At 66.4% G+C, this 12,014-nt stretch carries 7 protein-coding genes; 4 read left to right on the top strand and 3 right to left on the bottom strand.

The genetic code is table 11. The features are described 5' to 3' along the window. Positions 1–165 precede the first annotated feature (165 nt). From OHA70_RS22655 to OHA70_RS22645, 3 genes are read right to left on the bottom strand one after another with little or no spacing between them, the layout of a single operon-like run. Positions 166–3,033 (bottom strand): TIM-barrel domain-containing protein, encoded by a 2,868-nt coding sequence (locus OHA70_RS22655; RefSeq protein ID WP_328320782.1) that lies wholly within the window; start codon positions 3,031–3,033, stop codon positions 166–168. Further along, positions 3,030–6,341, bottom strand: coding sequence for a TIM-barrel domain-containing protein (locus OHA70_RS22650; protein WP_328320780.1), 3,312 nt, complete (start codon positions 6,339–6,341; stop codon positions 3,030–3,032). The genes OHA70_RS22655 and OHA70_RS22650 overlap by 4 nt, the downstream gene beginning before the upstream one ends. 28 nt (positions 6,342–6,369) lie before the next feature. Then, positions 6,370–7,581 carry an ROK family transcriptional regulator gene (locus OHA70_RS22645; protein ID WP_328320778.1) on the bottom strand — a complete coding sequence of 404 codons (1,212 nt, stop codon included), beginning with the start codon at positions 7,579–7,581 and terminating at the stop codon, positions 6,370–6,372. Positions 7,582–7,833: 252 nt separating this feature from the next. On the opposite strand from OHA70_RS22645, the gene OHA70_RS22640 reads away from it, so the two are divergent. Genes OHA70_RS22640 through OHA70_RS22625 form a run of 4 tightly spaced genes read left to right on the top strand, consistent with a single transcriptional unit; the run spans position 7,834 to position 12,006 of the window. Then, positions 7,834–9,042, top strand: a complete 1,209-nt coding sequence (locus OHA70_RS22640; RefSeq protein ID WP_328320776.1) for an ROK family transcriptional regulator — start codon at positions 7,834–7,836, stop codon at positions 9,040–9,042. Continuing rightward, on the top strand, positions 9,039–9,908 hold the full coding sequence (locus OHA70_RS22635; RefSeq protein ID WP_328320774.1) for a carbohydrate ABC transporter permease: 870 nt from the start codon (positions 9,039–9,041) through the stop codon (positions 9,906–9,908). Before OHA70_RS22640 ends, OHA70_RS22635 begins: the two co-directional genes overlap by 4 nt. After that, positions 9,901–10,725 carry a carbohydrate ABC transporter permease gene (locus tag OHA70_RS22630; RefSeq protein WP_328320772.1) on the top strand — a complete coding sequence of 275 codons (825 nt, stop codon included), beginning with the start codon at positions 9,901–9,903 and terminating at the stop codon, positions 10,723–10,725. Before OHA70_RS22635 ends, OHA70_RS22630 begins: the two co-directional genes overlap by 8 nt. Before the next feature lie 24 nt (positions 10,726–10,749). Next, complete coding sequence (locus tag OHA70_RS22625) at positions 10,750–12,006, top strand: ABC transporter substrate-binding protein (RefSeq protein ID WP_328320770.1); 1,257 nt, start codon at positions 10,750–10,752, stop codon at positions 12,004–12,006. Positions 12,007–12,014: the final 8 nt, after the last annotated feature.

Below are 12,014 nucleotides of genomic sequence, written 5' to 3'. Positions count from 1 at the left end.
AGCGATTCTTCACACAGTCCTTACTCAGGACATACGTGCACGTGACGATGGTCTCAGAGGGTCTGACAGCCGGTGACACTGGCATCACTGTGCCAGTAACTGGACGACTGTCCAGAACCCGGAACGCGCTCTCCGGATACCGGAGAGCGCGTTGCCGGGAGGGGTTCAGAACCCGCCCGAGGCGGTCCCGCCGCTGCCCGTCGCGGGGGTCGTGAACGAGAGGTTCGGGTCCGGGCCCCACTGGTCGGCCGTCGCCGGATAGTTCGCTTCCTGGCGTTTGATGCACTTCCATTCAACGGTCGTGCTGGGCGGCAGGTTACTGATGGTCCCCGTCCAGGTCGGGTAGGCGGACGGCGCCAGCTTCACCGCGCTCGCCACCGACCAGGCCCCGAGCTGCGGCGCACTGCCGACGACATAGACCGACTGCCCGGCCGTCGTCGTCCCGTTGGAGCAGCTGAAGGTCTTCGAAACGACCGTTTGACCGAGCGTGAAGACGAACGACTTCGCCGTACTGACCGCCAGCGACGCCGACTTGGCGACGACCAGGTTGCCGCCGGCGTTGTACCAGCCGCTACCAGCCGCATCGAACGCCGCTTTGTTCGCGTATTGCGTCAGCGCGCTCCCGTTGAGCGTGACTCCCGAGGCCTGCGTGTCAGCCACCAACTCGACCACGTTCTGACGAGACGACGGCGCCCCGGTGTACGTACCGGAGGACGCCGCGACGCCCACCGTCGCCGTGTTGCCGGCCCGCGACTGGGTCAGATCGGTCGTCCGCTTCGCCCCGGTCTGGTACCCGATCGTCGAGCCGTCGTCCTCGGCCAGCGTGAACGACGAGGCGGTCGAGTCCGAGTAGACCCGGGCGACCAGCTCGTTGCGAGTCGTCCCGTCGGCCCGCTTGCCGACCACGTTCATCGTCTGGTCGTCGACGTACATCTTCGGGATGATCGCGCCGGCCCGGGCGTACGCGGGCAGTTGGAACTTGCCGTTGCGCCACAGCGGTACGTCGGTCAGGTTCTGCCCGGTACTGACCGTCTTGGTGTTGGTGTAGTAGTCGAACCAGGTACCGGCCGGCAGGTAGACGTCCCGCTTGCGCTGGTTCGCCCCGGCCGCGACGCCGACGAGCAGGTCCTTGCCGATCAGCTTCTCGTGGCCGACCTCCCGCACGTTCGGGTCGTTCTGGTACTGGTAGACCAGCGGCGGAATGAGCGGTTCGCCGGTCGTGTTGGCGCGATGCGCGAGCGAGTAGTAGTACGGCGTGAGCTCGTACCGCTGACGCAGGTTGGCCAGGTTGCTCGGTACGTCGCCGATCGAGTCGGGCGAGGTCTCGGCGCAGTTGCAGAGGTTCTCGGTGTGCGGCCGGATCGGGACGTCGAACCAGGACGAGTTCGCGAACCACTGGGTGTAGAGCTCGTTCAGATCGCTGTCCAGCATCTCGCGCCGGAAGCCGCCGATGTCGGAGCCGAAGTAGTCGATGCCCGACATGGACATCTGCATCTGCACGTTCTGCTGCGACGCGAGCGCCGTGAGCTTGGAGCCGATGTCGCCGGACCACATCGCCGTACCGGTCCGCTGGATACCGCCGGCCGCGGATCGGGCCAGCATGAACGGCCTCTGCTGTACGGCGTTGTCTGTGTAGCCCTTCGCGATCCCCTTCGCCCATTCGAGGTTGTAGAGGTTGTGGTAGTCGGAGTGCGCATGCTTGCCCGCGAGCAACCCGGACGTCCAGTCGCCGGCGTCGTACATCTCGGGCTCACCCAGATCGAGCCAATGACCCATCACGCCGTCGTTGATCAGCGGCTGCCGCTGGGTGTTGTGCCACTGCGCGCTCGCGGCCGGCTGGGTCCAGTCGATCATGCCGCCGCGCCCCCACCAGTCGTTCCCGGTCAGGTACGCCGGGCTGCAACTCGAGCAGCCCGCCCGGATCAGGTAGCCCGACGACGCCATCGACGTGTGCTCGGGCAAGTTCTTGCCGACGTACGACTCCTCGATCGTCATCACGCCGACGCCGTTGGTGTTCTTGTACGCCGCCAGCTTGGTCGCCGCATTGGGGAAGTTGACCGGGTCCCACTCGAGCGTGCCCATCCGGGTGCTGTCCGAGCCGGCCGTCACGCCGCCGAACCAGTTGACGTCGAGCATCACGCCGTCGGTCGGGAACTTGTTCGCGCGCAATCCGGACAGCGTGGTGTCGATCTCGTTCCAGTTGTCGTAGCCGTACTCCGACATCCAGAGGCCGAACGCCTTCTTCGGCGGTACCGGCGGACGGCCGGTCAGTTCGAGATAGTCCTTGCGGAGGTCGGGCAGATCGGGTCCGCTCATCACGTACCACCGGAGCTGATCGCCGAAGGTGTCCATCGTCCACGGGTCGCCGGTCAGGTTCCAGTCCTGCTTGTAGACCTGGTCGACGAACATCCCGTAGTTGGTGGTGTTGGCGCCGACCGCGAACAGCACCGGGATCTGCGCGTTGGCGACCGGCCCGTTGTCCGTGTCGTAGAGCATCGCGTTGCCGTAGGTACCGCTCGTACGTTGCCGCCCGACCCAGTCGCCGTCGGCGCTGCCACCCATGAAGAACTGCTCGCCGAGCCCGTACGCGTTCTGCATCGACGACTTGGTGAAGCTCAACCCCTTCCACGCCTGACTGAGATTGCGCGGGCAGGTCGTGTTGAGCAGGAGTTGCGGCGTACGGGCGGTGTCGTAGACGGTCGCGCACAGGGTCGTCGTGTTGACGTCGACCTTGATGCCCGGTGTCGTCAGTACTCCGCCGACCTGGTTGAGGCTGGTCGGCCCGGGATAGTTGGTCTTGGCGATCTGATCGGTGGTGAAGATCGGCGACCCGGTACCAGGTCCGGCCCCCGCTCCCATCTCGAAGTGCACCAGATCGTCATCGAGAAACTCCACCACCAAGTAGTTGCCCCCGGCAGTGAACTGAACCCGCTGCACCGCGGCCTGAGCCGCCTGCACCGGCAGGACAACCAGCATCGGCACCAGCAGCACCAAGCCCAGCAGCCGCGCGAGCATGCTCGTCCGGCCCCTCATGGCCGCGCCACCGAAATGTTGTCGAGGTTGACTCCACCAGAGCCGTAGACCACCTTCACCACGCGTTTGCCTGCGGTGAGGCTGGTGGTCAGCGTGGCTGTCCCCCAGGTGTCCCAGTTGCCGGTGCTCGGCAGGTTGATCGAGCCGACACTCACGCCATCCACCTGGATCGTGCGGGTCGCCGTGGTCGCCGCGCCGTTGGAGTAGCGCAGCTTGATCACGTGGCTGCCGGTGACCGCCGCATTGGTGTCGACCTGTACGGCATCGCCCGCGGTTTCGAACCCGTCGACGAATCCGGTGCCGGTGAATCCGGCGTGATCGGTGTTCACCGTAGTACCGGTGTTGCTGCCGAACTCAGCTTCATAAGCAGCCTTGTCGACACCGTTCAGTACTACGCTCCGCGCCGCCGCACTCGACGCCGTCTTCACCAGCGTGAGCTGCTGGACCGGATCCCAGTACCAACCCTCCGTCGCGCCTTGCAACGCGGCGAGCGTCGCGTGCGCAGTCATCGCCACGCCATCCTTCGTCACCGACGACGGCTTGCTCGACGCCACCTGCAGCGTGCTCTTGGTGGCGAGCGGCGGAACGCTCACCGTCACCTGATGACCGGCGAAGTTCTCCGTCGAGGTGACCGTTCGGGTCTGGTTCGCCGAGTCCTCGAAGTACCCGTAGCTCGTCGTGCCCGACGGATAGATGCGGAAGGCAAGGTTCGTGTAGGTGTCGACGCTGTTGCCGATGTTGCCGCCGAGCTCGTAGTTCGCGTTCAGGTTGAGCGGGACGATCGCGCCGGCCTTGGCGTAGACGGGGATCGTGCCGGTGTCGGCGTTGTAGACCTTCGTACCGGCGCCTTGCGCACGACCGCCGTTCCAGAAGTCGTACCACTCACCGGCAGGCAGGTAGACGTTCTTGCTGGTTGCGCCCTGGGTCGTGATCGGTGCCACCAGCAACTGCCGGCCGAACATGTACTGCTGGTCCTGCGCCGCCGCCGTCGTGTCGCCAGGGAAGGCCATGCTCATCGACTGCATCATCGGCAGGCCTGTGGTGGAGGCGTTCTTGGCCTCGGTGTAGAGGTACGGGATCAGGTTCATCCGGGTGTTGGCGAACTTGCGGAACTTCGGGATGACGGTCGTGTCGCCGGACCGTGCCTGGACGTTCCACGGCGTACGGGCCTCGGAGACGCCCGGGTTCGACTTCTCCGAGTGGTACTGCATGATCGGCGAGAAGGTCGACTGCGCCGCGGCCCGGAGATAGAGCTCGCTGCTCGGGAATGTCCCGGTGAATCCGGCCATGTCCCACGACCAGAACGGGATGCCCGACGCGCCCGCGCTCTGGCCGGCCCGTACTGCCTGCTGGAACGCATCGAAGGTGGACGCCTGGTCACCGGCCCAGAAGATCGAGTTCGCCTGGGCTCCCGAAGTACCGCCGCGGCTGAACAAGGTGCCCTGGGCACCTTTCTTAGTGGTGACGAAGTCGTTGTACGCCCGGGTGTACTCGTTCGGATAGGCGTTGTGCAGCTCGTCGCCCTTGCGACCGGAACCACTCGTCACGTTGCGACCGAAGACCGCCTCGCTGCCATCGGTCTTGAGGCCGTCGATGCCGACGTCGTCGAACAGGTAGGAGCGCTTGCTCATCCACCAGTTGGTCGCGGCCGTCTTGGTGAAGTCGGGCACCGTGCTGTTGCCGAACCACTGCCCGGCCGGGATCCGGTAGGGGCCGCCGGCACCATCGCCGAGAACGTAGCCCTGGGCAACGGCATAGTCACGGTCGTTGACGTGTTGCTGCGGAGCCGTCGGAGGATTGGTGTCGAAGTCCTGCTTCAGCACCGGGATCTGCCAGAGCACCATCTTGACGCCCTGGTTGTGGGCGGCCGTCACCATCGCCTTCGGATCGGTCCACTCACCGCCGGCCGGGAAGGTCAGGTCGGCATAGGTGAGCGCCTGGTTGCCCGGCTTCGGCGTGTACGTCGCGCCGTGCCACAGGTAGAAGGTCGCCTCGTCGCTCCACTGCTCGAGCACCATCGCGCTGTGCGGGATCTGGTTCGACGTCATGTTGGCGAGCTCGGCGTTGACCTCGGCCTGGGTGTTCCACTCGTTCGCGGAGCCCCAGAGCCCGAACGACCATTTCGGCGGCAGCTTGGGTCGTGCGGTGGTCGCCGTGTACTGGTCGAGCATCTCTGCCCGCGTACCGGTGAAGAAGTAGTAGTCGACCGTCGAGTTGAGGGCGCCGCCGGTGTCGACGGTGAACCCGGCCATGTCGCTGAGGTGGGTGCCGAGGTTGAACACGGAGTACCGGGTGCTGGGCACGTAGATGCCGTAGCCGGCGGTGTTCGTGACGAACGGGACGCTGAGGTACGTACGGGCGGTCGGGCCCTGGTCCTGGTACTGGTTGTAGACGTAGTTGTGGACGTCCTTGCCGCGCTGGTCGAGTGCGTCGTACCGCTCCCCGAGTCCTTCGAAGCGTTCGCCGGCCGGTGAGAGCCAGTGGTCCTCGACCTTCGTCACCGTCGTACTGCCGTCGCTTGCCCAGCCCGTGTTGCGGAAGGTCGCCGGGTCGTACTGCCTCGCGATGAGCGTCGTGCCGTCGCCCTTGTAGACGGCCACCCGGTACGGCGACTTCTGGATCTTGAGGACGACCTTGGTGGTGGCGATCTGGAGAGTGCCCGCGCTGTCGGTCACCGTGTACGCCGAGGAGCCGGTGATGTTGAGTCCGCTGCCCGTCGGGGCGACCTGGACGTGGAAGCGATCGATCGCGGGGAAGGCGAAGCGGACCTTCGGGGTGAAGCTGCCAGCGGTGTCGCCGGTCGTGACGTCGACGCTGGTGCCGTTGTTGACGAAGCCGGAGACGTTGCCCGTACCGGAGTACGAGGTCACGGCGAAGGAGAACGGGCCGGTGGTCTTCTGGTTCGCGCCGTCGACGTCGGCATTGACTGTGTAGGTGATCTGGTCACCGCGCGCGAAGGTGCCGAGCGCGACCTTCCAGTACGTGTTGTTGCCGCTGTTGTAGTCGAAAGCGCCGCCGATGGGCGTCTGGTTGACGCCGTTCTTGGTCCAGGTGATCCAGACGGTCTGACCCGAGGAGATCGGCCAGGTGGTTGCCTTGATCTGGACAGCCTCGCCGGCCATCGGGTCGCGCGGGGCGCGCTCGGTCAGGGCGGTGTTGTAGAGCTCGTCGGCGCCGTACGGGGCGTGGAAGACGCCGGTCAGCGTGCCGGCGAAGGCGGGCGTCGGGGACAGCTGGAAGATGACCGCTGCGAGCACCAGGAGCGCAGCGACCCACCGCCTTCGCGGCTTCGTCAGGGCATGGGTCATGGACAGGCCTCACTTCAGAGAGAAGATTTCAGGCGGAACGTTTGGTGAGGGACGGGCGGTCGGCCTCGTCGGGGCGGAGGTTGGGCTGGAAGAGTTCGCCCAGGAAAAGGCCCGCGGCGCCTTGCGCCCAGGCTTCGTCGTCCCAGTCGTCGACGACCACGTCCAGCTCGCGCTGGAGTCCGTCGAACACAGCTAGTTGCAAGGCTTCCTCGAAGCCGGGAAGGAACAGATTGCTCGCCCGCGTACCCTCGCCGGCGAGCACGATCAGCTTGGGATTCAGCAGGTTGACGAGATTGCCGACGGCCGTTCCCAGGGTGCGGCCGACTTGATCGAAGACATCGACAGCGGTTTGATCGCCACCTCGGGCGGCGGCGACAGCCTGCTCAATGGTGGTGCTGCCGGTCGCGGTGAGGATGGCGGGCTCACCGATCAGAGCTTCCAGGCAGCCGCGGCCGCCACAGTCACAAAGCGGGCCGTCGGCAACGACCTTCGTATGTCCGAACTCGCCCGCGCCGCCCCCGGCACCGCGGTACAGCCGGCCGTCGAGCACCATACCGAGCCCGACACCACGCCCGATGCTGACCACAGCCACGTCGGAGACACCCCGCCCGGCCCCGAACCACTGCTCATTGGCGACCAACGTGTTCACATCGTTGTCCACCACCACGGGCAACCCGGTGCGCTTGGTCAGCAACCCAGCCAGGTCGACATCGCGCCAATCGGCGTACGTCGCATGCCGAACCACCCCGCTGGCCCGGTCAATCACACCAGCGAGCCCGACACCAACGCCGTACACGGGGCTCGGCCGCGCCCCACCACCCGAATGGCGAGACGCCGCCGCGCGGAGCTTCTTGACCACCCCCGCGATCGCCCGCACGACAGTCGCGACGTCGTCGTCACCCAGGCTCGCGGTCGCCCGCTCCACGATCCCGGCGTTGAGGTCGGTGAGTACGGCGATCACGCGGGTCTCGGTGACCTTGATGCCGATCACATACCCAGCGTCAGGCTTCAGCCCGAGCAGCACGGGCCGCCGCCCACCCCCGGACGACGCCGTCTCGCGCTCCTCGATCACCCCGGAGCCGATCAGCTCCGCCACGATCTCGGAGACGGTCGGCAGGCTCAACCCGGTCCGCTTGGCCAGCTCCGTCCGCGACACCAGCCCGCCGCGCAGCTCCCCCAGCACCAGCGACGAGTTGATCTCCCGGATCAGCTCCTTGCTCCCCACCCGAACCGGCTGCACCCGCCCCACCACCTTACTAAGGTCACCGAAGGAAGTCCCCAAAAGCTAGGCCGGTCGCCGACCGCTGTCAACGGCTCGTCCCGCTCGACAGGAGGTACCCGCCGTCGGCGGCGGTCGCCACGCTCAGCCGGCCGACTACCCACGGCGAACAGTCGAGTACCTCCTGTCGAGCGGGACGCCACCTCTTGACAGCCCCTCACCGTCGCCTTAGTTTTTGACTAAATTTAGTGGCGAAGTAAGTCGGGAGAAGCTGTGGCGAGTGGACAGGGTCCGATCCCTCGGGGCGATCTGGTGCCGTCGGGGATCGTCGGGTTGCTGGGGACCCAGGGGCCGACGTCGCGGACCGAGATCGCCAAGGGGCTCGGGTTGAGCCCGGCGACGGTCACCCAGGTGACCAAGGACCTGATCGCCCGCGGGCTGATCGAGGAGCTGGAGTCGGTACCGTCCAAGGGCGGCCGTCCGGCGCGACTCCTCGGGCTGGTCACCGACGCAGGGGTCGCTCTCGGCGCCAAGGTAACGGCTGACCACGTCGCAGTGGTGACCGTCGAGCTGGACGGAACCGTCCGCTCGTCGACCGAGCTCGAGTACGACCCCACGGCCGCCGACGCGATCGAGCGCCTCGGCCAGATCCTCGCCAAGCAGGTCGCTGAACTCGACGACCGGCTGCTCGGCGTCGGCGTCGGCGTGCCGGGGGCTGTCGATTCGCAGGCCTCCGGCATCGTCGACGCCCCGACCCTCGGCTGGCAGTCCGCTCCCGTCGGCCCGGTACTACGCTCGGCCATCGGCACCCCCGTCCTCGTCGACAACGACGTCAACACCCTCGCAGCGGCCGAGCGACTGTACGGAATCGGGCGCGCGCATTCGTCGTACCTCGTCGTCACCATCGGGCGTGGCATCGGCTGCGGCATCGTCGTCGACGGCGGCATCTACCGCGGGGCCAACGGTGGCGCCGGCGAGATCGGGCACATCCCGGTCTGGTCGCCCGGCACCGAGCAGCCGCCCTGCACCTGCGGTTCGACCGGCTGCCTCGAGGCGTACATCGGCGCGGCCGGGATCGCTCGCACAGCCCGCGCGCGCAAGGTGATCGGCCCGCGTGGCTCGCTCGCCACTTTGTTGCGGGCGGCAAGTACTGGTGACACCGCGGCACAACAGATCTTCGAGGAAGCCGGCGGCATGCTCGGTCGAGCGCTCGCCGGCGTGATCCACACGGTCGACCCCGAGGTCGTCGTGCTGATGGGTGAGGGAGTGGACGGATGGGAGTTCTGGCAGACCGGGTTCGAGCCGTCGTTCCGGCGATCGTTGCTACCGGCCCGGCGCGCGGTACCGATCGCGGTGGAGCCGTGGACGGAGGACCAGTGGGCCCGCGGCGCGGCGTCGCTGGTCCTGAGCTCCCCGTTCGACTCAGCCGGCAACGGCGGCGAGCAAAGCCGCCTCGTTCGCGCCCGGCTGGAAACGCGATGAAGCGGAAGAACCTCGGCTGGGTCCTGTTCTTCCTGCTCCCGAGCGCGATCCCGCTCTTCGTCTTCACGCTGGTGCCGATGGTCTCGTCCCTGTGGGTGAGCCTGCACAAGTGGAACCTGATCTCGCCGATGGAGTGGGTCGGTCTCGGCAACTACACGAACCTGCTGACCGACGAGAACACCCGCCGGGTCTTCCTGCACACGCTCATCTACGTCGCCGGCTACCTGCCGATCGTGTACGCCGGCGGGCTCGGCCTCGCACTCGCGCTCAACCAGAAACTCAAGGGCCGTTCGTTCCTGAGGGCCACGTACTTCCTCCCCGTCGTCACCAGCTGGGTCGTCGTCGCGCTGGTCTGGAAATGGCTGCTCAATCCGACCAACGGCCTGGTCAACCAGGTACTCGGCGGGATCGGTCTCCCCCAACCCGGCTGGTGGACCGACCCGCACTGGGCCCTGCCGGCCGTCATCCTGAGCTCGGCCTGGAAGGACCTCGGTTTCGTGATGGTCATCCTGCTCGCCGGCCTGCAGTCGATCCCGTCGGACATCTACGAGGCCGCGAAGGTGGACGGCTCGAGCGCCTGGCAGCGCTTCTGGCGGGTCACCCTCCCACTGCTCTCCCCATCGACCTTCTTCGTGGTGGTGATCTCCCTGATCAACGGTTTCCAGGTCTTCGACCAGGTCTACGTGATGACCGGCGGCGGCCCGCAAGGCTCCAGCCAGGTGGTGGTCGGGCAGATCTACGACCTGACCTTCCGGTACGGACGCGCTGGTGAAGCCTCAGCACTGTCCTGGATCTTGTTCGCCGTCATCCTGCTGATCACCGTCTTCCAGATCCGCGGCCAGCGCCGGTGGGTGCACTATGCGTGACACCAGGTCGTTGCCCGCGAAGATCGCCCTGTACGCCGCTGTGCTGGTCGGCGCCGCGATCATGCTGTTCCCGTTCCTCTGGACCGTGATCACCTCGATCACCCCGGAGGGATCCCTTGCCGACGGCCCCAAGCTGGTTGTCGACAACCCGACGCTCAACGCGTACCGGACACTGGTCGACGCGATCCCGATCTGGCGGATCATCGTCAACTCGCTCGGTATCGCGATCGCGTCGACGGTGCTCCAGCTGATCACCGGTTCGATGGCTGCGTACGGGTTCGCGCGGTTGCACTTCCCGCTCAAGAACGTCGTCTTCGGCTTCTACCTGGCGACGCTGATGGTGCCGCTGCAGGTGCTCGTCGTACCGCTGTTCATCGAGATGAAGACGCTCAACCTGCAGGACACGTACTTCGCCCTGCTGGCCCCCACGATCGCGTCGGCGTTCGGGGTGTTCCTGCTCCGCCAGGCCGTCACCGCGGTACCGATGGAGCTGGACGAGGCGGCCACCATCGACGGCGCCGGCCACCTGCGGATCTTCACCACCATCGTGCTGCCGCTGATCCGGCCCGCGCTCGCGACCGTCGCCGTGTTCGCGTTCATGGGCAGCTGGAACAGCTTCCTCTGGCCGCTGGTGGTGATCAGGTCGCCGGAGTTCATGACGCTCCCGCTCGGCCTGTCCACCCTGCAGGGCCAGTTCACCACTCAGTGGGATGTCGTGATGGCGGGCTCCGTCGTCTCGATCGTCCCGATCGCGATCGTGTACCTGCTCGCGCAGCGCCACATCATCGCCGGTGTCGCCCACACCGGCATCAAGTAGCTCCCGAAAGCGAAGGAAACCGCCATGCGTCATCTCACAACAGTGGGCCTCGGACTGACCGCCGCGCTCGCACTCACGCTGACCGCCTGCGGGCAGGGCTCCGCGACCAAGGAAGCCGCAGCACCTGAGGGCAAGAGCGTCGTCCGGTACATGAACTTCTCCTCCAACGACGGCCACGAGAAGGACCTGACGGCGATCGTCAACGCCTTCCAGACGGCCAACCCGAACATCACCGTCCAGGTCGAGACCGTTCCCTACGCCGACTACTTCACGAAGCTGCAGACCTCGGTGGCTGGTGGCACCGCGGCCGACGCTTTCGAGCTGAACTACGAGAACTTCGTCACGTACGCGAAGAACGGCTCGCTGGCCGAGCTCAAGAACGTCGACACGGCGGCCTACAAGAAGTCGCTGGTGGACGCGTTCAACGATGGCGGCAAGCAGCACGGCGTACCGGAATCGTTCTCGAACGTCGTGCTGTTCTACAACAAGGCGCTGTTCAAGAAGGCCGGCGTGGCTGAGCCGACGGACGCGTGGACGTGGAAGGACGAGCAGGCGGCCGCGGCGAAGCTGACCGACAAGGGCGCGAAGGTCTGGGGTGACTACCAGCCGGTCTCGTACAACGAGTTCTACAAGGTGCTAGCGCAGAACGGCGGCGAGTTCCTGAACGCCGACCGGACCGAGGCGACCTTCAACTCACCGCAGGGGGTCGAGGCGGCGAAGTTCCTGATCGACAAGGTAGGCAAGACGATGCCGACCGAGGCCGACGGCGCCGGTACGCCGGACTTCGACTCGAAGCTGTTCAAGTCGGGCAAGCTGGCGATGTGGCACACCGGGATCTGGATGTTCAGCGCGATGGCGGAGGCCCCGTTCGATTGGGACGTCGCGGTCGAGCCGGGCAACACCAAGAAGGCGTCCGCGATGTTCGTGAACGGACTGGTCGTGTCGGCCGCCTCCAAGAACGCCGACGCCGCGCAGAAGTGGGTCACCTTCCTGGCCTCCTCGGACGACACCACCAAGACCCGGCTCGCGACCTCGTGGGAGCTGCCGCCGGTGGCTGACGAGGCGAAGCTCGCGCCGTACCTCGACCAGAAGAAGCCCGCCAACCGCAAGGCTGTCTTCTCCGCGCTCGAGGCGACCGTGCTGCCGCCGGTGATCGAGCGTCAGCAGGAGATGCAGGACCTGGTCACCGCTGAGCTGACCTCTGCCGCTGCCGGTCGCAAGCCGGTCGACAAGGCGCTCGCGGATGCTCAGACCAAGGTCAACGGCCTGCTGAAGAAGTGAAGGAACCC

The sequence above is a fragment of the Kribbella sp. NBC_00382 genome, from assembly GCF_036067295.1.
Lineage (GTDB): Bacteria > Actinomycetota > Actinomycetes > Propionibacteriales > Kribbellaceae > Kribbella.
Note: the sequence above shows the minus strand (reverse complement) of the source record. Positions and strands in the feature narration are given on the sequence as shown.

What these genes read in the sequence shown, in the direction of transcription:
- OHA70_RS22630 (WP_328320772.1), top strand. Translation starts at nt 9,901, where the DNA reads ATGCGTGACACCAGGTCGTTGCCCGCGAAGATCGCCCTGTACGCCGCT.
- OHA70_RS22655 (WP_328320782.1), bottom strand. Translation starts at nt 3,033, where the DNA reads ATGAGGGGCCGGACGAGCATGCTCGCGCGGCTGCTGGGCTTGGTGCTG.
- OHA70_RS22635 (WP_328320774.1), top strand. Translation starts at nt 9,039, where the DNA reads ATGAAGCGGAAGAACCTCGGCTGGGTCCTGTTCTTCCTGCTCCCGAGC.
- OHA70_RS22650 (WP_328320780.1), bottom strand. Translation starts at nt 6,341, where the DNA reads ATGACCCATGCCCTGACGAAGCCGCGAAGGCGGTGGGTCGCTGCGCTC.
- OHA70_RS22625 (WP_328320770.1), top strand. Translation starts at nt 10,750, where the DNA reads ATGCGTCATCTCACAACAGTGGGCCTCGGACTGACCGCCGCGCTCGCA.